The following is a 23,951-nucleotide window of genomic DNA, read 5'->3' on the forward strand; positions in this document are numbered from 1 at the left end:
GAAGTGGAAACCGTCTTCGTTTGCCATGTCGATTCGGAATTGGATCCGGTCGACACGTTAAACAATCGACGCGTTAAACAAGGGAGTCAAAGACGCATAGTCAAAACAGGAAAAGTCTTGAACAAGACATCGTAACGGAAAAAAGCCTTCAAGCAAAAGCCCGTCAATGCTGCTTGGAGCGAAAAAGTCGAGCCAATCGGACCAAGGGCAGTTTGTACAACCTGTTACCCTCATTACCGTCGGATAGCTAACCGGGCTAACACATTTAGCCGCTCTCGCTTAGCAAACCAATGACTTTGGCTCACTTCGATGCCCCAGAATCTACGGTTGAAAGGGGAAAATGCCAAGGTCCGCGACCAACGGTTTTTGCGAAGCGGACAGTATGCCACACCTGGAAATCAAGATCTCGTAGAGGGCGACCAACCTGATGCAAGCAAAATTTGCTAAACTGCTCGGCATCCTTGCTCCGAATCCATATTCCGAAGCCTCTTTTGCAGTGATCCAATCCTCATGCATTTAAAAGCAAGAATCTTAGCCGGCTTTGCTGAGAAAAACGCTTCACTCTACCGCCGCGTTCAGGTTCCTTTGGGTGATCCGGCCGCTTGGATCGAGCTCCCTGATCATACGATCGCGGTGGTTCGCGACTTGGAAATGGACCGGGTCCGCCAACGAAGCCACGCCGATCACGTCACTTGCCCGGGCGAACACGAAACGCCATTAGGTCTCAGCCCCGACCGAGAGACCGCGACGGCACAAGCGACCGTGCAAATTCTTCGCTCCAAGAAAATTGAACGGGTCGTCGCCGACCGAACCCTGCCCTACATCTTTGCCTGGCATCTGCAACAAGCGGAGATCGAAGTTCTCTATGACGAAGACTTCGGCGTTCTAGATCGTCGGTCTAAGAGCGATCAGGAAATCGAAGCACTTGCTGTTGCTCAAGCAAAAACCGAAGAAGTGATGGAGCTGATGCTTCGCCGAATTGCCAATGCCACCGTGGATACCGAAGGCCGTTTGGTCGTCGATGGCGAAATGCTTACGAGTGAAATCCTGCGCAGTCTCGCCGCGATGGAGTTTCTGCGCCGAGGATGTAGCATGACTCACGGCGCCATCATTGCGACCCTTCCTCAGGTGGCCGATTGTCATCACGAAGGCAGTGGCCCGCTGTTTACCGGTCATCCGGTGATTGTAGACCTGTTCCCACGAGATGAATCGAGCCGCTATCACGGCGATTGCACTCGCACCGTTGTTCACGGCGAACCGTCCGATACGGTCAAAGCGATGCATGCGGCCGTGGTGGAAGCCAAGCAAGCGGCCGAAGAAAAATTGGTCGAAGGTAACTTTGGAAGCGAAGTCCACGTCGCGTCCGAAAATGTGCTCAAACGTCACGGCTACCCCCTTTCCCGTGGCTCGTTGACCGATAAGCCAAGTATCCAACACGGTACGGGCCATGGCATCGGTCTCGATGTGCATGAGCCGATTCTGTTGGACTTTGGAGGCAGCGAAATGCTCGAAGGTGAAGTTTTTACCATCGAGCCTGGACTTTATGGCCGCGAAGTTGGCGGCGTGCGAATCGAAGATATGCTAGTCGTTACCGAAGGCGAACCAAGAAATCTGAATGAATTGCCATTCGGTTTGAATTGGGCTTAAACGTCGCCGCGATTTTCCAATTGCTCGCGGAATGAATCACGCTCGCGACGAGTCGCTTCGAGATCGAAAATCAAGTATTTCATGTCCAATCGCAATTGCGATAAGGCCTCTTGAACCAAGTTCAAAATCCGACGGCGACGAGTGCTGCATTCGACAACGCGTTGAAGCGCCGGTGTCACAGCGTCACGGTAGCGAGCAGGCAGAGCGTTAATCGCTTCGACCATCTCTTGAAGCTCGACAGGTGTTTCGTCGTTGACTTTGTTAGTGCTTCCGATTGTGTTAGGCATGCGAGTGTGCTCCGAGAAAAAACAGCAAGTTGTGTGATTCAGTTGATTTGCTATCCATTGCATTTGCGATACCAAATCCCTGGTATTTGCGTTCCCTCGCTTGTGTAAACCCTTTTGTGTCAATGCTTTAGCGTGATTCGCATGGCTGCGTTGTCAAAACGCCACGTTGCGAAAAGTAATCACGAATTCACCTTGGCTCGGTGACTTAAATCTTGGTATGGAAAGGTTTTACGTTGTATGAGGACGGCTGGCGATCGGTTGTGGATTTTTCTCAACACCGTGTCGCGTTCACCGCACACCTCGCTGCAAGTTGCCGGATTGTGAGAGGAACTCGTTTTCGAGCAGAACTCTTCGTCGGGCAATTCTTGCGTGTGATTGTTCCGTTATTGATCTGCTAGGTCAACGATCAATGTCATATCCAAACCAAACCTCACCAAATTCGCAGCGGAACATTCCGACCTGGCAAGCCCTACGTTTTGCGTTAGGTAAGTCGGTTTTTATCTTCTTGGCGCTACTTCTCGCTGCACCTGTGGCACATGCCCAAATCTACGATTCGCTCGATGCCTATCCGCCCCGATGGCACTTGGACAGTTCCGATTGTGAAGCACGACTTGTTTCACACAAACATCTCGCCAACGGTGGCGTGGACGACCGCGCCTGTGAAGTCGTCACGGTGACCGCAACGCATGGTACCGAAATCGTTCTGGCTTACCCGATTGAACCGGTGCTTCCCATCGATGGTTTGACCGCCAACATTTCCGTGATGAGTGCTTTAGAAGGAGCGAGAATCGGTTTCCGTGTTCGGTTTCCCTACTTGCGCAGCAAAGTTTCACGTCAAGCGAAGTCGGTCATCGTTTACGGTGCTAGCTATGACGATCCCGGTAAGTTCGCTTCGATCGGCGTCGGCATGATTGAAAAACCGTTGAGCTCAAAAGTAATCGCCATTCGAGGTGAATTCGGAAGCGATGTTGATTTGCGTGATCCCTACGTTGATGCGGTGGTTGTGAATGCTTACACCGGAGCAGGCGTCAGTTCGTTGCGTCTTGATGAGCTTCGAGTCGATGGTTTAGTCAGCGTCAGCGAAGTTGCCGCCACGGTTCCTTCAGCTTCGGACTATCAGGATTCTGATTCGTTTCGTGCGGCTCGTATGAGTGAGCATGATAACTCAATCCAATCCAATGCATTCCCTCTGGGGCGAATCACGCGGATTCTACAATACAATGGCGAACCTCTTTCGTGGGTGCGTTCACTCGGTTTCGACGCGGTCTTGTTGTCCCGCCCACCGGATGCTGCGATCCTTGGTGAAGCAATTCGAGCACGCGTGGCAATCTATTGCCCACCGCCATCGTCGCCGGCCCCCTCGCTGCAGCCGCTCTTGCAACCCGTGGCGGGTTGGTATCTGGGAAGCCATACGACACTCGATTCAAGTCAGCTGGCCGCTGCCGAACGAACATCGCGGCGCATTCGAGCTTTTCCAACTCCCTGGCAACGCCCGATCGTCGCCGCGCCAACGGAGAGTTTTAGCCAATATGTACCGCTAATCGACGCCTTACTGTACGACATGCCCATTCGATCGCGAGGTGTGACCGATCACGAAGAAGTCGCCCAATTGGACAGCGTGCATCGGCGAGTAGGTGATCGAATGCAAATGGCAGTTGGGGTGATGAGCATGCCGCCCGAAGCCACCATCATACAAGCCGAATCGATCGCGGATTCGATCGGCGCCCCTCGGCCAACCGCGTTTCGGTGGCATTCGATGTGGTTGCAGGCGATGCGAAGTCTAGAAACAGCCCCCTCCGCGATTGTATTTCGATCGACTCGCTCTCTCGTTAGTGGTGGCGAGATTGAAAACCAACGTTCGATGGCATTGAGCTATGTCAATCGCATGGTCGCAATGATTGAACCTTGGGCAGCCGGTGCCACGTCGGTTACTGCTGTTCCGATGCAGGGTGCTCCCTATCGATGCACTCGTTTGTTTAAACGAAATGTGGAGGTGTTGATTCTGACGTCCTCCGCGTCGCGAGGTTCGGAAGTGTTAGCCGGTGATGGCCAGTCGCTCGATTTGTTGCTTTCACCTACTGATGCGAACAAGATGATTTGGCGTTTGACCCATTTTTCAGCCGAACGATTGACGCCCCAAGGTACTGGGCAAGGGGCGCGTTTGGAAATCGTTTCACCTGATGCCACCGAAGTGATCGTGATGAGTAGCGATCCGGCGGTTGGTTCCGAATTAACACAAAACGCTGCTCGCTTTGCACGCCAAGCTGCCCTGGATCGTTGGCAATTGGCGGGTGATTTGGTTCGTCGCTCGCGTGATGAATGGCAGACGACTGTGGCGTCACGAATCACCAGCCGGCCTCCACCAACCGATCTTGTTCGTATCGCGCAACAAACACTCGCCGATGCCGAACCGTTGTATCGCGCTGGCGATACGGATGCCAGTTTACGGATGGCACGCCGAGCCGATGCATGGGCACTGCGTTGTCAATGGCAACTGTCCGAAACGTTGATGCCTGATTGGCCGCGTCCAACCAGTTGCCCAACGATCGATTGTGGTGCAGCGGAAGTTCAAGCGGTGTGGTATCCGCTGATGAGAGACCGCGGCTGGAGTACGAATTTCATGACGACCGGTTCGCTCGACAGTGCTGACATGATCGGCAAAGACCGATGGACGTTTGGCAAACGACTCGAAGGTCGCGCCGATAGCGAAGTCGTGTTTGCAAATCGCGGTTCCTATAGCGGTCCAGGGGCGCTAATGGCACGCGCAACATCAATCGTCGACGATCCTCTCCCCGGCGGCTATGAAGGAACCGTGATCCAAATTCGCAGTCCCGCAGTGCGCATCCCGCCGCGAACAGCGGTTCGGATCGATGCCCTGGTTCGAACCATTGGATTTGGCAGGCCTCATCAAGGTGTGTTGGTCTACGACACAATCGGTGGGCAAGAAACGGGAGTGCTTTTGCGTGGCCGGTCGGCGTGGACGCCCGTGCGGTTGTACCGGCAAACGATCGATGAAACCGAAGTCAGCGTGATGTTCGAATTGCTCGGCGATGGCGAAGTCATGATCGACGAGGTGGAATTGAGAATTTGGGATACTGACACCAATATGAAGCCGCCCGCCGCGTTTTACCCACTTAACGCGTCTGTAGGTGACGAAAAGAACGAGTCGACAAACCGGTAGGGTCTAGGCGATACTGTGTGTCTAAACAAACACATGATCCTTCGCAGAGTCCCACACGATGCAACAAGTCAAGATATTCAAAGGTGTCGATAACGAAATCTCGGAATTGGAGCAGCAAATGAACCGCTGGATGCGGAAAAGCGGTGCCAAAGTGATTTCCGTGACCGGCAATCTAACCGCTCAACCCGCCCCCACCGCAGGCGGAATGAACTCGTTTGCCGCTGGTCACTTGATGTTAGTCGTCCTCTACGAGATCGATTCATCGCAGGGTTAAGGGGTGGGATAAGGCGAACGGACCTTTCCGCTCCGAAAGAGCTTTCTGATGTCGAACATCCAATTGCGAGCGTGCCGGTTGTGTGGAAGAGTGACCCGACGAGGCACGACCGAGCACCATCTGATCCCACGCACCTGCCATTCAAATAAATGGTTCAAAAGACGATTCACGCGCGAGCAAATGCGGGAAACCATCTCCGTCTGTCGCGATTGCCACCATTCCATTCACAAGTTTATTCCCAGTGAAAAAGAACTGGGGCGCGATTACCATAGCGTCGAAGCGTTGCTCGCGCACGAGCAACTTGCCGGTTTCCTTGCCTGGGTGCGACGACAAAAATAGTTGGTAGTGAGACACCCTCGCATACCCAAACCCACCCGCCTACTTAAAGTGTGTCCCCATGAAACTTACGCGTCGCGAATCCCTTGCCGCAATCGGCACTTCGGCTCTTCTGGCCACCATCTCCAATCGAGCGTTCGCAGCCGACCCAGACAACCCGCACATCGCGACCAATACCTATCCCTGGTATACGTTTTCTCGCCGTGAAGGATACGAGCAGGTTTTGCATACCGATGAGTTGCTTGGCGAAATAGCATCGACCGCTATCACCGGTTACGAACCCATTATTAATAACGTTGCTGAATTCGACGGTTTAAAGGAGCGACTGAAGAATCACGGGCTCGAAATGCGTTCGATCTATGTCAATAGTTCGCTTCACGAGCAAGACGACGCAGAGAAAAGCATCGCGGAAGTGTTGGCAATCGGAAAGGCCGCAGCAAAGCTGGGGACCAAGATAGTCGTCACCAATCCATCGCCCATTCGTTGGGGCGAACCGGAAGACAAATCGGATACCCAACTTCGCACACAAGCAGAGGCTCTCGATCGACTTGGCGCAGAACTCCGAAGCCAAGGGCAAACGTTGGCCTACCACAACCATGACGCAGAAATGCGGCAAGGTGCACGTGAGTTTCACCACATGCTGACCGCGACCAACCCCGAAAACGTCAAGTTTTGTCTCGATTCACACTGGGTATTTCGCGGTTGTGGCGATTCCGAAGTGGCTGTGTTTGATTCGCTAAAGCGATATCTTGATCGTATTGTTGAACTCCACTTGCGACAATCCGTTGATGGCATTTGGACCGAAGCGTTTCAGTTGGACGGCGACATCGACTACACAGCGATTTTCGAATTTATCAATTCGAAAATTGTTCATCCGCATATCGTGATGGAGCAGTGCATCGAGGAAAAAACGCCGAGGACGATGTCCGCCGTTGAAGCTCATCGCGAAGGTCGCAACCGTGTGCTGGCCGGTCTGCAGAATACTTGATCGCTTTGTCGATGCGTTTGTGCGAGTCGCTAGCCAAGATCGTGTTGCATCTCTTCTTGCCAAGTTCTTGGCCCGCTTTGATACCGAACCAGATCAATTTCGGCTTTCAATCGGATCGCATTGGCGCGGATGACATCTTCCGCAGCACATGCCGAGTGGCGATACAGGCATTCCAGCCTATCTTCGGTCTGCTTCGAGGCATCGTAGGCTTGAACTAGCTCCTCCATTCTCGGATCGTCCAGATTCTCTCGCAAACGCATTTTTTGATTGGGACGGCTTGAACAGAGATAACCACCAAAGATGACCGCTGCTCGGGTGAGCTCGGTAAAAATTGCCGCCAAAGTGAACCAAACAACCCACGTTTGGCCAATTGCTCTCAATTTTCCCGTGTAAGCGAGCGTGCAAATCGCGATCATTACGAGCAGTCGTAACGTCCACGATGGCAATTGATTTGCCCATTGGTGTAAATGTTGCAGCATGTAGAATACTCCGTCAAACCGGAGGATCACTTTGTTGCGGTGGAAATGGATCCTGAGACGTCTTGAACTCGATTCTAACACGCGCGATTACCCCCCAGAGAACGATTGACCCAAAGCATGGCCAAAAAGAACCGAATTCCCCACAAATTCCTTCCTTGGATTGATGTTCGGAAGAAATTCAATCTCTCACACGCTCATGTGCAAATGGCTCGTGAACTGGGGCTCAATCCAAAGCGATTCAGCTCCTACGCCAATTGCAAAGAACAACCGTGGAAATTGCCGCTGCCACAGTACATCGAAGCCCTTTACGAGAAAAGTTTCGGTAAAAACTTGCCCGACAACGTTCTGTCGATCGAACAAATGGCTGCCCACCACCTCGCCAAACGCAAAGCCAAGAAAGCCGCAAAGGCTGCATTGGAAGCGGGGCGAGATGAGAGCAAAATTTCGGAAGAATCCAGCAACGATCCAATTTAATTCTGCTCAGCAATCTCTTTGAAGCTGATCAATTTCAGACGTCCCCGCGGATTGTGCATGGGGCTGTCACCATCAAACTCATCGTCGCTGGTTTTGACTGCTTTGAACCTGAGACCATGTTCGTCTGCCAAAATGTGTCCATCGCCGATCGGATTTTCACTGCTCGCCATGTAGCGAATCAACTCGATCATTGATTCGCCCGTTTCATCCAAGTCTGCCAATTGCATGACAACATCGTGCAAGCCAAGTGCATTCATGCCCATCGTTCGTGCTTCGGTCTTGCCGCGGACGATGCCCACAAAGGCAAAACTCAATGCGTCTGGGCTGCCATCTTCGGCCAATTCGACCCACGCCGTGCCGCCATGGGCTAACGCGCTATTGTCGATAAAGACACCTCCTCCGCCTGCTTGAACGATTGCCGCGCCGGCTTTCATGATCGATCGTGCTGCCTTGAGCGATCCTCCCGGTGCGGTCAAAGCGATGTTCACGGTATAGTCGCGAACGATCGCCATATCTCCCTCAGATGCGGTCCGGCGACATGAGATTTGGAAGATGTCAGCGAATTGGTCATCCGGTTCCATCGGAATGAGTTTGACCAAATCACCATCCGGTAAAACAAGTCCATCCGGTGTCATTCGAAAACCGTCTGGGATTCGGCTGAGGAGTTCCGCTGGATTTGACCAAATTCCAGGGATACGAAGCGTGATCGGAGTGAAGGATTCCATCAATTTGATCCTATTGGATTGCTTATTTCGTTGGTTCTCAAACGCATCGCCACGATACCCATCTGACATCGAGTTCAATACTAACGGAACCATATGAATCCGTTTTTCCCCCAACAACCGTTCGGTAGACATCATGGCGAAGACTGCATTCAAACTAAGTTCGGCGTTCGGCAAATAACATTTTTTCTCCTCAGGAAAAATCTCGCGGTAGAAATTCGGTCTTCGACGGATGTTCAACCGTCCGTCGGATCCCGCCGAGACACTCGATTGATGGCATCGGTCAATTGACGAAGCGACTCAAGGTTATACGAATCACGACTGGCTAATTTTCGTAATAACTCGTTCCAGCCAATCTCTTTTCCTGGCGGTAGATTTTCTAGCGCGAAGGCACGTTCGTTCGGAATCCCCAAGAAAAACGCACTCTTGTCGATGTGAATCCTTCGATCCTCTCGCGTATCGGCAGCGACGATTCGTAGCGGCACGTCGGGTATCTTTTCAGTGGGATCGATTAGCCAAGTTGCCATGAAGATTTCCCCCGATGTCGGATCAATCCATACCAAATGGCGATTGACGAAATCACGGTGCTCAAACTGGCCATCTTTTCGATGCAAAAAGATAGATGGAACGTCAAAGATCAACAGAGTCGTCGTCCGAACCTTGACAACAATTTTTACAATTTGGGCCTCATTCCCGCTAAGTATGCGTCTTTGGATGAATCCGAGCGAAGCACCAAGTTGTGATGCACTTTCTGAATCAATCACGACCGATCTTCCATCTATCACCATGCTGTACCCGACCCCAACATCCGCCAATGAATATTGCGATGTTTGAGGGGCTTGGCTGGTTCGAGCCATAATGGTTAGCTGGAAATCAGAGACCGATTGCCGAATTGACTCGCTGACCGCATCCACATCACCGCTAGCGAATCGCGGTGTCGCTACTAAAACGACTCGGTTCCATGCCGACCTATCCGAATTGTCCACATCCGTCCCTGGCGGAAGTACCGTGATGCCCTCTGCAAAGGTCGCTACCGTCAAAAGAAAAATGCACGCCAATGCAAAAATGCTAGGCGGGGAAGGCAGCAACCATTTGCATTTCTTGCATCTCTCGTGGGGATTGATGATTCTACCGAGAGGGAACAGATTCTTGATCTTCACAACTTCCTTTTGCCTCGCGGTTTTTTGCATCAAGGTAGCTAAGCTGTTGATATAACATCTCAACTTTTGGCATGCTGTATCCAAACTTTTGAACAGCTCGTAGCGGAGTAGCCAAAATCGACTCAATTTCCATCGGCCGCCTCTGTAAAAAGTCCAATCGCATGCTGCTATCGTACGGTTTCATTTTACGAGTATGATCCAGGGTGATGTGAATCGCCTCGTCAGGTATTTTGACCCCACACGCGGCTGCTCCGGCGTGGACTTCACGAATAAGATCGTCAGCCAATTGGCATGCAGCATCATTTTCAACGATTTCCTTTGTCGATGCATTTAACGCAACTGACAATCCGTTGAACGGAATGTTCCACATTAATTTACGCCATCTCACGACCGCCAAGTCATCTGAAAACTTCGTGTCGATCCCTGCCGCATTAAAGTCAGCGTTGATTTGTCCACCAACTTTAGTCATGGCATCGTTCACTGTTCCATATTGCCCGAAAACAATTCGTCCGTAATCAATGTGGCGAATATGCCCTTGCCCGACCTTGTTGCTACAGAGAAAGCAACACCCGCCGAACACTCTGCCCTCCCCAACGACTTCTGCTGAATCTAGCTCGACGTCGAGACCGTTTTGCAGAACCAGAATTACGCCACCTTCGCGAGTCGGCGATGGCAGCAGTTCAGACAACAAGTGATTGTTCGTCGTTTTCAAACCAACGATCGTAACGTCACAGGGAGGCATCGTTTCGGTGGAGGCATGGGCGTTGACATCCGAAAGATGAAAATCACCCCAAACGCTTTCGACATTCAAGCCGTTTTTCTTGACGAAGTCGTAATCGCTATTGAGAAGAAAATGAACATCGAAGCCTAAGCGAGCGAGCATAGCACCGTAAAGACCGCCGAGGGCCCCAGAGCCTATCACCGCGTAAGTGTTCTTGGTCATGATTCGATCTGTTAAAAAAGATTGCTTGAAGACGATGAGTCTGCAAAATTGGAAAACGCTGCTCAACCGTAGACGTTACCCGAAAAAAGTACAGAAGGTATCCTTCAAATAGGTTCTACACAGCAATCCCAAGATTGTCGCTAACGCATGAGTACCGACGGACATTCGCGATACCGTTTGGACTCCGTATAAAGATTCCCAACGGCAATCGACACAGCGCAAAAAAAAACCTCTTTACAGCAAGCTGCAAAAAGGTTTTTTAAAAATCCGGCAATACCTACTTTCACGCTGGTATGCACTATCATCGGCTCGTAAAGCTTGACTACTGTGTTCGGGATGGGAACAGGTATAACCTTTACGATATGGTCGCCGGAAAGACATCATAACGGGTATTTCACCGCTATGACGCCGGTTGTTTGGTAGTTGTATACTAAAACTCAAGCTCGTCGAAACGCTCAATTCTAATAGATTTGAGTGCGGGATATCGACGGCCAATCTTTCGCCCATTAGTACTGGTTAGCTTAACACGTTACCGTGCTTACACGTCCAGCCTATCAACCTGATCGTCTTTCAGGGGGCTCTCGTCGTTAGACTACGAGTCCTAATCTTGGAGCGGGCTTCACGCTTAGATGCTTTCAGCGTTTATCCTTTCCGAAGTTAGCTATCCAGCCGTGCCACTAGCGTGACAACTGGTACACCAGCGCTTCGTCCAACTAAATCCTCTCGTACTAAAGTTGAATCTCCTCAAGACTCGAACGCCCACGGCAGATAGGGACCGACCTGTCTCACGACGGTCTGAACCCAGCTCACGTACCACTTTCATTGGCGAACAGCCAAACCCTTGGGAGCTTCTACACCCCCAGGATGTGATGAGCCGACATCGAGGTGCCAAACCGCATCGCCGCTGTGGACGCTCGGATGCGATAAGCCTGTTATCCCCGGAGTACCTTTTATCTGATGAGCGATAACCCTTCCATTCGGGATTACCGGATCACTAAGACCTACTTTCGTACCTGCTCGACTTATGAGTCTCGCAGTCAAGCACACTTCTAACTTTACTCTCTACGCCTGATTACCGACCAGGCTGAGTGTACCTTTGCACTCCTCCGTTACTCTTTGGGAGGAGACCGCCCCAGTCAAACTGCCCGACTGACACTGTCCTTCGCCCCGATTCAGGGGATCGAAGTTAGAATTAAAATATAACCAGGCTGGTATTTCAACGATGGCTCCTCCGATACTGGCGTACCGGTCTCAAAGCCTCCCAGCTATCCTACACAAATTATATCTCAACCCAATATCAGCCTACAGTAAAGGTTCACGGGGTCTTTCCGTCTAACCGCGGGTATGTGGCATCTTCACCACAACTACAATTTCACCGGGTCTGTGGTTGAGACAGTGCTCCAATCGTTACGCCTTTCATGCAGGTCGGAACTTACCCGACAAGGAACTTCGCTACCTTAGGACCCTCATAGTTAGGGCCGCCGTTTATTGGGGCTTCGGTCGCCTGCTTCGCTTACGCTAACAGTCTTCCTTAACCTACCAACACCGGGCAGGCGTCAGTCTCTATACATCCACTTGCGTGTTAGCAGAGACCTGTGTTTTTGATAAACAGTCGTTAGAGCCGATTTTCTGTGGCCCACCGAAGTGGGCGCCCCTTATCGCGAACTTACGGGGCCATTTTGCAGAGTTCCTTAACCACAGTTCTCCCGAGCGCCTTAGAATTCTCTTCTCACCTACCTGTGTCAGTTTTAGTACGGTCAGTTGCTTAACCTAGCAGCTTTTCTTGGACGTCCTTCCAGTAACTTCGAGAACTTAAACGCTCTCGAGCTCAACCTTGGCTTATGTCAGGTATTTTAACCCCCAACACCTCAGTTTTCGCTACGGACATTTCTATTCGTACCGCTTACTTTCTGGACGCCGTCCCTGCATCGAATACACAACCGGCGAAGGAATATTGACCTTCTATCCATCCCCTACGCCTTTCGGCCTCGGGTAAGGTACCGGCTAACCCTGGGCGGAATTGCCTTCCCCAGGAAACCTTAGGTTTTCGGCGAACAGGATTCTCACCTGTTTTATCGTTACTCATTCCGGCATAATCACCCGATGACCCCAACACCGCTCGTTACCGTACGGCTTGTATCTGATCATCGGCGCTCTCCTACCGCTCTAACACGAATGTTAGAACCCGCTGCTTCGGTGTACCACTTACTCCCGTTCATTATCGGCGCAGAAATGCTCGACTGGTAAGCTGTTACGCACTTTTTAAATGGTGGCTGCTTCTAAGCCAACATCCCAGCTGTCACAGCATTTCAACTTCCTTAGTGACTAAGTGGTCCTTAGGGACCTTAGCAGGCGATCTGGGTTGTTTCCCTCTCGACCCTGGAGCTTATCCCCCAGGGACTGACTGCCGAGGTAAGGTAAACCGGTATTCGGAGTTTGGTTCAGTGAGGTACCCTTGGAAGGGCCCCCATCCGATTCAGTATCTCTACCCCCGGTTACTAATTTACTCGACGCTAGCCCTCAAGCTATTTCGGAGAGAACGAGCTATCTCCTGGTTTGATTACACTTTCAGTCCTCCCCACAAGTCATCCCCTCAGTTTTCAACCTAAGTGGGTTCGGTCCTCCACGCAGTTTAACCCGCGCTTCAACCTGCTCATGGGTAGATCACACAGGTTTCGCGTCTGCAGCAAATGACAAAATCGCCCTATTCAGACTCGGTTTCCCTTGGGCTTCGTTCCGTAAGAACTTAACCAAGCCATTTACCACAACTCGCCGGATCATTATGCAAAAGGCACGCCGTCACACATTAAAATAGTGCTCCGACCGCTTGTAGGCACATGGTTTCAGGTTCACATTCCTCCCCTAGCAGGGGTTCTTCTCACCTTTCACTCACGCTACTGGTACGCTATCGGTCGTTAAAGAGTATTTAGCCTTACGGGATGGTCCCCGTGGATTCAGTCCAGGTTTCACGTGACTGGACCTACTCAGGTGCTCCTATGGTGTGTGTTTATTTTCGTGTACGGGACTGTCACCCTCTGTGGCGATCCTTTCCAGAATCTTCCACTAACAACACACAATCCAACATTGGAGTCCTACAACCCCGAGAGGGAAACCCTCTCGGTTTGGGCTGTTCCGCTTTCGCTCGCCGCTACTGACGGAATCGATTTTTCTTTCTCTTCCTCTGGTTACTTAGATGTTTCAGTTCACCAGGTTGTAACTAGCCTGCCTATGTATTCAGCAGGTAGCAATCGGGAATCCCGGGATTATTGCTTGTTTGTCAGCTCCCCCAGGCATTTCGCAGACTTCCACGCCCTTCTACTTTTAACGCCAAGACATCCCCCATGTGCCCTTAATAGATTGGCCGTCGAAATCCCGAACTCAAAACAACAAGCTTAGCGTTGCGATTGCTCGCTCGACTAAATTTGCGATCTTGAAATCTAGAACCTCGATGGTTTCTATGATTAACGATATCACATGTGTCGATTGCCACGCTGAAATCCAATCGCCCGAAAGCGTTTCAATCCATGGCGGCAATCGTGTTCGCACAGAATCCTATTAGAATACTTTGCCAGCTTCGTTTACTCGACCGTTAAGTAGCGGTGAGTTTCCTCGGCTGGCACGCTTCGTAGAACTTGTTCTTATAAACTACCATCTCAATTGGACACTCTGTCACCAGCAAGCAAGCTTGAAGGTAACTTCGCGGTATTCCAAATGAGCGTGGTGCTCTTTTAGATGCCAACTACCAAAACAACCAAATTGTCAAATATCAATGTCTTGCCTATGGCGGTAAGCCAAGTCAGCAAGAGACGCTGTTCTTGTGAACAGCCGGTCGACGCAGGTAGCCCAGGAATCTCTCTCTGAGGCGTTCGGCGTCAGCCGGTTAGTCACAAGCGAGGGCGAAGAATAGCGAGGCGGTTCTTTGCCGTCAACCGAGTTTGAAAGACTTTTGAAAAGTTTTTTTCAACTGGTTGAATCCGCTCAGTGGAGGCCATCTTTTCGCACCTGGAAGGCCCGGTCATGGTGCCTTGGAGGTTGCTGTGTGGCTCATTTCCTGAGCGAATGAGAAGGATAGCGGTTCGCAGCTTTTGGTCAACCTCTGATTGAGGAAAAGTTGCGATTTTGTTTGGGTCTCATGAAGACTCGCTAAAAACGGCTTCGGAGACACTTCCCTCTATACTTCTTACGAACTTACTTGTTTTTGTGGTCACTGTTATGAGTCACATGAGTGATTCACAAAAGTGGAGGTAGACGGACTTGAACCGACGGCCTCCTGCGTGCAAAGCAGGCGCTCTCCCAACTGAGCTATACCCCCAACTAGTTATCAGGTCACAGTTGTCAGTTAACAGGTTGAAACTGTCAACTGGTCATTGTGAACTGAGAAGTGGGCGTGCCAGAACTCGAATCTGGGACCTCGTCGTTATCAGCGACGCGCTCTAACCAACTGAGCTACACGCCCGAACTCTCTTTTAGAAACTGCCGCCGGGTGAGGCAGGTTCCTCGCGATACCTTCATGTGACGTGAATCGCCAACACGAATGACTCGTGAGCGGCAAAGTTTACGCAAACTCGTTTGGCTGTCAAAGGGAAGACTCGCCCGATTCTGCGAAATCTCACCACTTTTCATGCCAATGCGTCGCTTTTGTCATCTCATTTGAGTGTTTTCGCGAAGAATTGTTTTCGGCTGCAGGCCCCTTCGGACTTTAATCGATGCCCCGCAGTGGTGAAGGTTGAGGGTGTTGAAGGTATTCCGCCGTAGGCTCAGACCTATCAACCGTCTTATGATCGCAATTCCTTCCCTTTTCTGTTCGAACGCTCCGGCTTTTATTGATCCTGCTCGAAAACGAGCGGTCACTTGCCGGTCTATTTGGACGCGAATGATGCCATTTGGGTTCAACGCAAAAGTCCAAAACAAGAGAACGCAGGACCGCCAATCGGGATCCGCTTCGGCGGTGAGCTGCTTTCTGTCTTGCACCAACGCCCCACTGGAAAGGAAGCCATCGTCCGTTCCTACCATCGATTGCGATTGAATATTGCCACTGAATATTGATGCGGAACAAACGTGCACTGCCGGTGGGTATGTTGGCGAAATCGGTTGTGAAGCGGTGTTGTTGGCCGGCATTGGCATTCGGGGCCGTTGGTTGTCTGGAGAGACTGGTCTTGCTTCAAACCCCCAATGTCATGAAAGATATGGCGATTCGTTGACCTATGAACCTTTTGCGGGGAAGGGCTTAAGCTCGCTTCCTCGCAAACCCCCTAACCCTACCAATGGAATTGTCTGGCATGATGGACGTTCATCCTTCCGCAAAGTTCCCGCCGCATCGCTCCCGCATCTTTCGATCTTTTGTTGTCGCGATTGGAATTGTCGCTGTAAACGCAACTGCATTTGCAGCGACACCATCGGCGAAGGACGCTTTGACACTGACGCCAGTCCAGAAAGGAATCCAGTATGAACAGCCGGAGGCGGATGCAGTCGCGAATTGCACCGTCAACGATATCGACCACCCCGATTGGTCGGGATGGGAAGTTCATGCAGCTGATGGAACCTTGCTGCGTCGCTTTGCGGATACCAACGGTGACAATAAGGTCGACCTATGGTGCTATTTCAACTATGGGGTCGAGATTTATCGGGATGTCGATAAGGATTTCAATGGAAAAGCAGACCAGTATCGCTGGCTCGGGACCGCCGGCACACGCTGGGGTGTGGACCGTGATGAAAACGGCCAAATCGATTCCTGGGTTCAAATTTCACCCGAGGAAGTAACCGAAGAAGTCGTTTCGGCTATCCGTGAAGCAGATGCCGTTCGATTCGCACGTCTGCTGATAAGCGAAAAAGAGCTTGCGTCGATCGGGTTGGGCAAAGAGACGATCCGCCGATTGGCGACCAAGGCTAACCGAGCAGCCACTGACTTTGACGGATTCGCGAAACGCCAAACGGCTGTTGGTCGTTCGGCTCGTTGGGTTCAATTCGCTGCAGCCACACCAGGCGTGGTTCCTGCGGGAACGGAAGGCTCGAGCAAGGATGTTACGGTTTACGAAAACGCCGTAGCGATGTTTGACGACAACGGCAGCAGCGGTCAATTGTTGGTTGGGACGATCATCAAAGTTGGCGATACTTGGAGAATTGTTGACATTCCAAATGCGGGAGCCGAGGGCGAAGCCGTTGCGCAATCGGCGGGCAATTTCTTTACTCCGGGTGGAATCGGCGGTGCGAACACAGACGCGGGGCCCGGTATCGCACCTCAGACTCAGCAATTGGTAACCGACCTTGAAAAGGTGGACCGAGAGCTATCGCAAGCCACCGATCCGAAGAAAGTGGCGACGTTGCATGAGTCGCGTGCCCAATTGGTTGCACGTTTGATCAAGGCGACCGATGCACCAGAGGAACGTGATGCCTGGACTCGCCAGTTGATCGATACGGTCAGTGCGGCGACGCAAAGCGGTTTTTATCCCGGAGGTTTGGAGCGGCTCCGGGCGATTTCCAATTCGCTTGGCGAAGACAACGAACCGATGCGTGCGTATTCGGAATATGTGCTGATTGGTACCGAATATGCCGCGAAACAGACCCCTGATGCTGATTTTGCCAAAGTTCAGGAATGGTATCTTGAAACGCTAACCGATTTTGTCGATCGCCATCCTCAGATGCCTGAAGCGGCACAAGCGATGTTGCAATTGGCATTGAGCAAAGAGTTTGAAGACAAGGAAAAGGATGCACTTGGTTATTACAAAAAAATCGCTCAAGTGTTCCGTGGAACCGAAGCCGCCGAGAAGGCTGCTGGCGCCGCACGGCGACTCGAATCCGTCGGCAAAGTGATTGAATTGGAGGGCAAGTCGATCGATGGCAAAGCATTCCGATTGTCGCAGCTTCGCGGCCGTCCTGTGGTAATCCATTATTGGGCGACATGGTGTGAACCGTGCAAGCAAGACATGAAGCTGCTGCGAGGCTTGCAAGCTCGTTATGCGAAAGCGGGGATTCAATTGGTAGGCATCAATGTTGACGCGACTCGCGACATGGCTGGGCGGTTCTTGAAGGAGAATTCGTTGCCGTGGATTCAGTTGTTTAGCGATGGTGGTTTGGAATCGAGCAATTTGGCCAAGGCGTTCGGCGTCCAGACTTTGCCGACGATGATGTTGGTCGACCAAAAAGGCCGAGTGGTTCGCCACAACGTTCGAGCCGCAGAGCTCGAAACCGAATTGAATAAATTGACGAAGTAGTGGTAGAGCGAAAGGCGTCTTCGATTGCTTTGAAGACTTTTGCTTTAAAGACTTTGTGTCCGCTGTCCAGCGGTTGAAATGGTTCTTTTTTTTTTCTCAATTGAGTGATCCGATGCGAGGCAGGAAGCCCCAACCCGTTTACCCCATTGCCCGTTACGCCGCCCGTTGGCACGCCGCATCGGTTGCGATGATGATGCTCGTCAGTCTCCTTGCGATGGGAGGTTGCACATCGTTTTGGACGGGGAAAAACGATGAAAGCGAAAAGGAAGCGAGACTCAAAGAGCTGCTGACCGTTCCCAAGCCACCTGATTTGATTCGGGATGCCTCGATCACTCAGGGGATGAATACGATCCAAGTTGATGGTGTTGCCGCCGTCAACGGGTTGTCTGGTACCGGGGCACCGGCGATTCCATCGATCTACCGAGATCAATTGCTTGAAGAAATGCGTCGGCATGATGTGAAAGACCCGAATCATTTCCTTGAACTCAATGAAACCTCGCTCGTTCGCGTTCGCGCGTTCATTCCGCCAGGCGCTCGGCGTGGCGATCCGGTCGATCTGCAGGTGATGTCTCCGCCGCGAACGGAAACGAAGGATTTGCATGGCGGTTGGGTCTTGGAGTCCAGGTTACGTCATCAGCAGATGCTGCAAAGCAGTGTTCGCCAAAGTGAGGTGATGGTCGTCGGTACGGGGCCGGTTTTGACACGAGCCGATTATGATCCGTCCGAAGATGTGGCGTATCGTCTCGAAGGAATTGTGTTGGGTGGCGGACGGGTTCAAATCGAACGAAAATTAGGATTGATCCTTCGTCCTGAATACCAGCATGTGAAGATGTCCGCCGCGATAGCGTCGGCAATCAATCGCCGATTCTATTTCTTTGATGGGACGACCCGTCGAGGGATCGCCAAAGCGATCGAAGACGACTATATCGAAATCGAAGTTCATCCACGTTATCGTGGTAACGAAGACCGTATGGTTGCCGTGGTTAGGTCGCTTGGCGTCGCACCGGAGTCATCGGCCACTCAGAAACGGTTAGCGGAATTGGCTCGTCGTTTGGCTGAGCCAGCGACCTCGTCTGACGCCGCTCTACAGCTTGAAGGACTCGGGGAAAGCGCCATTCCGACGTTGTTAGAAGGTTTGCAGGCGTCCGATCCCGAACTGCGGTTCTATGCGGCCGAAGCGCTGGCCTACTTGGACCGAGTCGAGGCGATTGATCCACTTATCGAAGCAGCCAGCAGTACGGCTGCGTTTCGGCATCCAGCACTGATCGCGCTAGAGGGTATCGAACAGCGATTAGCCATCGATGGTCTGTCTCGGCTGCTAAACGAGGCGAGTTTAGAAGCTCGCTATGGTGCGTTTTGTGCAATTCGCCGTCGTCCGGATGCTCGTCAATACCTTGCCGCTGAAGTTCTCGCCGATTCGTTTCGTTTGTACGATGTCGCCTCCGATGCCTCCCCTGCGATCATTGTTTCACTGCGAGAACACCCTGAAATTGTGTTAATGGGAAATCCTCGGCCGATTGAAATTCCGACGTTCTTGATGGGGCCGCACGGCATCATGTTGAAGAACGAGCCTAGCAAGCCGGGGATGGTACGAATCAGCCGGTTTAAAGCGGGCGAAGACGACAAACGCGTGACGGTTTCATCCGATGCCAAATCGGTGATCCAAGGGATCGCAGCGGTGGGTGGCGGTTATGGCGATGTCGTGGCGGTACTACGAGAAGCGAAACACCGAGATTTCTTGAAGGACCAGTTGGCGATCAATCCGCTGCCCAAACGCTTGCGAACCTACTTCCGCGGTGAGCATGATGGTGACCCAGATCATGATGGTGACCCAGATGACGAGGAACTGGACGAGGAACTGTCTGCGAGCAGCGATAACGCCGATGGAAACTCATCGGAAGACGACCAGTAGAAGTGGCTGCAGCGGTTCTGGGAGCCTGCTAAAATGATTGGGTTGACGATTTGCTCGTCCTGTGTCTGGCTCAGTCGTGGAAGCATCCCATGTTGTTTGTCCCCTATAGCACCGATGCGCCGCTATATCATTGGCCGATCGCGACGGGCTCGATCATCGCAGTAAATGTGATTGTCTTTTTCGCCACCACGTTTCAAGCAATGTGTGGCAATATCGAGTATGAATCGTTGCATTGGTTGATTCTGGAATTCAACCAAATCAATCCATTTCAGTGGGTTAGCCAAGCATTTATGCATGCGGATTTTTCGCATTTGCTAGGCAATATGTTCTTTTTGTGGGCTTTCGGCGTCGTGGTGGAAGGCAAAATTGGCGGCGTCGTTTTCACGATTTTGTACTTTGCGATGACGGCGATCGATGGGGCGATGGTGCAAATTCCGATGTTCGTCCTCAGTGGCGAAAGCGGCGCGCTTGGAGCCTCCGGAGTGATATTTGCATTGATGATGATCGCGTTGATTTGGGCGCCCGAGAACGAAATTAGTTGTTTTTATTGGTTCTTTCGATTGGTTGGGTCGGTCGACATTCGCATCATTACCCTGGCGGTAACCTTCGTTTTTATGCAGGTCGCGTTCTTGTTCTTAAACGGTTTTTCGATGTCGTCGGAGATGCTGCACATGATTGGGGCTGTGATCGGCACGCCGGTCGGCTTTCTGATGCTGCGGCAAGGTTGGGTTGATTGCGAAGGGTGGGACGTCGTCTCGCGAAATCCGGCACTGTTGGAACTTCCTTGGTTGGCGTCGGACGATCAACGCCGGAGAGTCCAAACGACCGATCGAACGGATGATGATCCAGTCGAACGAGCATTGGCGCTCGATGGTGCCAGCAAGGGGCGAGCGGGGGCATCGGCGAATGCGTCTCCGTCAAAAGCACCTGTCAGGAAGCCTGTGGTATCGACGCCACGGCCAGTTGCTTCCGCGGCGACCAAAACACCTGCCAAGGCAAAACCCGCCGCAGAGCAGACGTCGATGTCCAATGCGGCGGTTCCAGTGATCGACGTGAACGCACATCCCGAATTCAATCGGCTGTCGTTCACTCTCAGGCAATCGGTCGACACCGAGAATTTGGTAATGGCCGAGCAGGCGTTTTCGCGACTGGAACAATTGAAATTGACACCCGGTTTGTCGGAGCGGATGTTGTTTCGGTATGTCGCGATGCTGGGGAAACAGAAGAAATGGGTCGAGGCGATTCGTCCTTTGAATCTAATCGCAAATCGCAATGGAGCGTTGGCTGACGAATCAAGAATCCGAATTGCCCAGGTCCAAATTTCGGTCTTGAAAAAACCGCAGTTGGCCCTAGTGACGCTTCAGCAAATTGATGCCTCGCCGAACCAAAAACCAGATATTCTAAAAAAACGCCAGCAACTGTTGGCGTCGGTTCAGTAATCGCTCCTTTTTCGTTCGCTAATTGTTTAGCGCCAAGTGCCCTTCACTACTAGCGAAGCACGCTTTTGCCGCAGGTCCGTTTTGCCGTTTTGCCGTTTTGCCGTTTCGCGTTTTGGGCTTCGGATTCAGTCGGCCAAATGATTATGGGAAAAAATATCGTACCCAGTTTCGAATGCCTTGACCGGGAACGTAGGCGACCGGTTGGCCCCAAAGACCTTGCCCGACCTGAACCGGGTTTGCCTCTTGGCCGAGCGTAAAGAGCGACCTAATCGGGGCAACTGTCGCGGTCGTCATCGTAGGAGCTAACGTTGGTGGCCCAGCGATGACCATAGGTGCAGCAACCGACGTGGGTGCAGAGGTTGTTGGAGTGACGGTTGTGTAGCTGACGGGCGAACATCCAATGCCGCAATCATACACCGAATAGTCGCTCGGTCCTGAGATGCAACTACAGTTATTCATCGTTGCATATTCGCTCTGCAGCGTCGGTTGGGAAAGCGGAGCAAAGTCGCTTGTGGCAACGGGCAGTGCGCTGTTTCGAGGCAAGGGGCCGCCGGGCGACATTGTGCTAGATGATGTTGTCCCCAACGGCATGGGAGGCACTGGCGAAAGTGCGTTTGAGTTGCTTGGTGATGCGGGGCTGCGAGGTGCCGGATTCGTCGTCGGCGCGGTCATCGGTGGCGCGGTCATCGGCGGCGCAGTCATCGGTGGCGCGGTCATCGGTGGTTGCGAATAGGCCGATGGCGGTGGTGTAAATTGAGCTGCTGGGGGCTGGGTCTGCGGAGCTGCGTTCATGGTTGGCGGCGGGGTAAATCCGCCAGGAGGCAATTGTGGCGCAGCAATATTTTGACCGTTTGACTGCATCAATACCGTTTGTCGAACTGGGTAATCCCCGGTTGCTGAAACAGACCTATTGGCGGAAGCCAACCTGGCTTGTGTTTCACGGCTGGATTGGTCGTCGTTTCGGTAGCGATCAACGGCACTCGGAGCACCAATCGGCCTTAAGCGAGTTTGCGGTGTGTCGAAAGTGGCCGAAGGCGTTTGGGCATGAGCGGCGGTCGGCAATGCTAGAAAAAGAGCCAAGCCTACGATCGAAAAGAGATTGTATTGTGTCATTCCTTTACCTTCGTTTACTATCCTGTCAGCATGACGCAGATTTACATCTCGCCTGTTAGTGTCTTTTGGGGATGCAGTGCAATAGGAATGCCGTTTTTCTGAAATTCTCAGAATCGGGGAGATATAGATCGAAAGACGCCCGAGAGTCCGTGATTGTTACAAAACGGTTGTAAACTTTTCATTCCTGTGCGTTGGATTGCTGGCCATTGGGGCGGCGACCAACCAGTCGCACTAGCAAAAAGATCGCCATCACTCCCGTAGCGAGGCACGCCCATGGAGAAATCCCAAGCATGCAAGGCAGGCAACCACAAAGAATCGAGACAGTGGCGACCGTCAACGCGTACGGCATTTGCGTTTGGACGTGCTGTAAGTGGTCGCAACCACTCGCGCGGCTCGACAAAACGGTTGTATCTGAAATGGGGGAGCAATGATCTCCGAGAATGGCACCGGCTAAAACGGAACCGGCGGTTGCCAAGCAAATCACGCCGCTGGGGTCACCCGAAATATCAAGTTGCAGCGACAACGTCACTGACAGCGGAGTCAGGATCGCCATCGTCCCCCAACTGGTACCTGTCGAGAACGCAACGAACCCAGAGATTAGGAAGACTGCGGTGGGAAGCAAGCGGGGATCGAGTCGATTCGATAGGACGCTCGATAGATAGCCGCCCGTGTCGAGTGCATCGGGGCGCGTCATCGCGCTGAGTGCCCAGGCGAGCCACAGGATCAACATCGCCGGCATCATTTGCAGTGCACCTCGCATCGCACCGTCAAGCAATCGCTGGAGGCCGCAGTCCGCAATTGCCATGTGCATCAAAATCGCTGCGAATAACCCCATTGCACCGCCGGCAATCAACGCCAAGTACGAATTGCCGCTTCCGAGTGTTTCAATGGCGGCGCGAAGCGGGCCCATCGATTCCAAAATCGTTGCTTCGTTGGTCCCCGTTATCACCAGGACGATACCGATCGCTGCGACGCAAAGGGCGATTGGAATGACCGAAGCGAGCCACAATCGCTTTGGCTCACTTGCATCGTATCCCGATGAACCCTCGGTAAGGTTCGCCACTAAATCAGGCGACTCATCCAATGCCTTTTGTTCCGCTCGTCGCATTGGTCCGAAATCTCGGCCAGTGATCGACACCGCAAATACCATCGCAAGGGCAAGGAACGGATAAAACCGATAAGGAATCGATTCAAGGAATAATGCAAAGGCCGCCGAACCGTCGGACACGCCGGCGGCGCTAAGTCCATCCGCCATGTAGCTGATTTCGATCGCGGTCCAAGTACTGATCACCGACAATCCCGCGACCGGTGCCGCGGTGGAGTCGACCAAATAAGCCAACTTTGACCGCGAAAGTCCGTAGCGATCGGCGGGCGACCGCATCGTGCCGCCGATCAGAAGCGTGTTGGCGTAATCGTCGAAAAAGATCGCTAGGCCGCTCAGCGAGATCATTGTTTGAGCACCGGAGCGGGTGCGAATGCGGCTGGAAAGGTTCGTCACAAGCGAGCGAATGCCACCGCCATATTCCATGACTCCAACCATTGCCCCGAGAAGCAACGTGAAGGCAAGCGTTTGGAGGTGATCGAAGTCATGAACCGATCGATACAGCGATTCAAGGAATACAAGGACGCTATCGAACCAACGGGCTTCGGGTTGGCTATAAGAAAGCAGGACCGCGCCTACAAAAATGCCGGTCCCGAGCGGCAGCAGAACTTGGCGAGTTAGGATTGCGAGAGCAATGGCGACAATCGGTGGCAGTAAACTCTCGAAACCATGCTGCACGGTGA

16 protein-coding genes, 2 tRNA genes and 2 rRNA genes are annotated in these 23,951 nt (G+C 52.3%); 9 read left to right on the plus strand and 11 right to left on the minus strand.

All coding sequences use genetic code 11. The features are described 5' to 3' along the window. Positions 1 to 510 precede the first annotated feature (510 nt). On the plus strand, positions 511 to 1,647 hold the full coding sequence (locus tag CA13_RS24270; protein ID WP_146401097.1) for a M24 family metallopeptidase: 1,137 nt from the start codon (positions 511 to 513) through the stop codon (positions 1,645 to 1,647). On the opposite strand, the gene CA13_RS24275 is transcribed toward CA13_RS24270, so the two are convergent. After that, on the minus strand, positions 1,644 to 1,934 hold the full coding sequence (locus CA13_RS24275; RefSeq protein WP_146401099.1) for a transcriptional regulator: 291 nt from the start codon (positions 1,932 to 1,934) through the stop codon (positions 1,644 to 1,646). The genes CA13_RS24270 and CA13_RS24275 overlap by 4 nt on opposite strands. A gap of 409 nt (positions 1,935 to 2,343) precedes the next feature. Between CA13_RS24275 and CA13_RS24280 the strand changes: the two genes are divergently transcribed. The 3 genes from CA13_RS24280 to CA13_RS24295 all read left to right on the plus strand — a co-directional run bounded on the left by CA13_RS24280 (position 2,344) and on the right by CA13_RS24295 (position 6,713). Then, complete coding sequence (locus CA13_RS24280) at positions 2,344 to 5,115, plus strand: hypothetical protein (RefSeq protein ID WP_146401101.1); 2,772 nt, start codon at positions 2,344 to 2,346, stop codon at positions 5,113 to 5,115. A 58-nt stretch (positions 5,116 to 5,173) separates the two neighbouring features. Continuing rightward, a complete protein-coding gene (locus tag CA13_RS24285) occupies positions 5,174 to 5,389 on the plus strand; it encodes a hypothetical protein (protein ID WP_146401102.1) in 216 nt (71 codons plus the stop codon). Between the two features lie 397 nt (positions 5,390 to 5,786). Beyond that, positions 5,787 to 6,713, plus strand: a complete 927-nt coding sequence (locus CA13_RS24295; RefSeq protein WP_146401104.1) for a sugar phosphate isomerase/epimerase family protein — start codon at positions 5,787 to 5,789, stop codon at positions 6,711 to 6,713. 29 nt (positions 6,714 to 6,742) lie between these two features. Here CA13_RS24295 and CA13_RS24300 read toward each other — a convergent pair whose 3' ends face one another. After that, positions 6,743 to 7,192, minus strand: a complete 450-nt coding sequence (locus CA13_RS24300) for a hypothetical protein (protein WP_146401106.1) — start codon at positions 7,190 to 7,192, stop codon at positions 6,743 to 6,745. A 117-nt stretch (positions 7,193 to 7,309) separates the two neighbouring features. Between CA13_RS24300 and CA13_RS24305 the strand changes: the two genes are divergently transcribed. After that, positions 7,310 to 7,666, plus strand: a complete 357-nt coding sequence (locus CA13_RS24305; protein WP_419194760.1) for a hypothetical protein — start codon at positions 7,310 to 7,312, stop codon at positions 7,664 to 7,666. Here the strand turns inward: CA13_RS24305 and CA13_RS24310 are convergent. The 7 genes from CA13_RS24310 to CA13_RS24340 form a co-directional block, all read right to left on the minus strand. After that, positions 7,663 to 8,526: a hypothetical protein gene (locus tag CA13_RS24310; RefSeq protein ID WP_146401108.1), complete on the minus strand. Its 864-nt coding sequence runs from the start codon at positions 8,524 to 8,526 to the stop codon at positions 7,663 to 7,665. The two genes, CA13_RS24305 and CA13_RS24310, sit on opposite strands and share 4 nt — an antisense overlap. 98 nt (positions 8,527 to 8,624) lie before the next feature. Further along, positions 8,625 to 9,476 carry a hypothetical protein gene (locus CA13_RS24315; RefSeq protein ID WP_146401110.1) on the minus strand — a complete coding sequence of 284 codons (852 nt, stop codon included), beginning with the start codon at positions 9,474 to 9,476 and terminating at the stop codon, positions 8,625 to 8,627. Between the two features lie 40 nt (positions 9,477 to 9,516). After that, the gene (locus tag CA13_RS24320) at positions 9,517 to 10,491 is read right to left on the minus strand and encodes a putative 2-dehydropantoate 2-reductase (RefSeq protein WP_146401112.1); all 975 of its coding nucleotides are present in this window, start codon (positions 10,489 to 10,491) and stop codon (positions 9,517 to 9,519) included. Between the two features lie 265 nt (positions 10,492 to 10,756). Beyond that, positions 10,757 to 10,865: ribosomal RNA gene (rrf, locus tag CA13_RS24325) — 5S ribosomal RNA — on the minus strand. A 113-nt stretch (positions 10,866 to 10,978) separates the two neighbouring features. Then, positions 10,979 to 13,854 (minus strand): 23S ribosomal RNA (locus CA13_RS24330). An 876-nt stretch (positions 13,855 to 14,730) separates the two neighbouring features. Continuing rightward, positions 14,731 to 14,803: transfer RNA gene (locus tag CA13_RS24335), tRNA-Ala, on the minus strand. Between the two features lie 70 nt (positions 14,804 to 14,873). Further along, positions 14,874 to 14,947, minus strand: a tRNA-Ile gene (locus CA13_RS24340). 823 nt (positions 14,948 to 15,770) lie between these two features. On the opposite strand from CA13_RS24340, the gene CA13_RS24345 reads away from it, so the two are divergent. The 3 genes from CA13_RS24345 (at position 15,771) to CA13_RS24355 (ending at position 21,053) form a co-directional block, all read left to right on the plus strand. Continuing rightward, entirely contained in the window at positions 15,771 to 17,702 is a 1,932-nt protein-coding gene (locus CA13_RS24345; RefSeq protein WP_419194761.1) for a TlpA disulfide reductase family protein, read from the plus strand. Between the two features lie 112 nt (positions 17,703 to 17,814). Next, on the plus strand, positions 17,815 to 19,614 hold the full coding sequence (locus CA13_RS24350; protein WP_419194762.1) for a flagellar basal body P-ring protein FlgI: 1,800 nt from the start codon (positions 17,815 to 17,817) through the stop codon (positions 19,612 to 19,614). Positions 19,615 to 19,703: 89 nt separating this feature from the next. Further along, positions 19,704 to 21,053, plus strand: a complete 1,350-nt coding sequence (locus tag CA13_RS24355) for a rhomboid family intramembrane serine protease (RefSeq protein WP_146401114.1) — start codon at positions 19,704 to 19,706, stop codon at positions 21,051 to 21,053. Between the two features lie 141 nt (positions 21,054 to 21,194). Here CA13_RS24355 and CA13_RS24360 read toward each other — a convergent pair whose 3' ends face one another. After that, entirely contained in the window at positions 21,195 to 21,512 is a 318-nt protein-coding gene (locus CA13_RS24360; protein WP_146401116.1) for a hypothetical protein, read from the minus strand. On the opposite strand from CA13_RS24360, the gene CA13_RS24365 reads away from it, so the two are divergent. After that, positions 21,493 to 21,786: a hypothetical protein gene (locus CA13_RS24365; protein WP_146401118.1), complete on the plus strand. Its 294-nt coding sequence runs from the start codon at positions 21,493 to 21,495 to the stop codon at positions 21,784 to 21,786. The genes CA13_RS24360 and CA13_RS24365 overlap by 20 nt on opposite strands. Before the next feature lie 558 nt (positions 21,787 to 22,344). Here the strand turns inward: CA13_RS24365 and CA13_RS24370 are convergent. Then, complete coding sequence (locus tag CA13_RS24370) at positions 22,345 to 23,946, minus strand: Na+/H+ antiporter NhaC family protein (protein ID WP_146401120.1); 1,602 nt, start codon at positions 23,944 to 23,946, stop codon at positions 22,345 to 22,347. Positions 23,947 to 23,951: the final 5 nt, after the last annotated feature.

Origin of the sequence: Novipirellula herctigrandis, assembly GCA_007859835.1 — a bacterium.
GTDB classification, from domain to species: domain Bacteria; phylum Planctomycetota; class Planctomycetia; order Pirellulales; family Pirellulaceae; genus Novipirellula_A; species Novipirellula_A herctigrandis.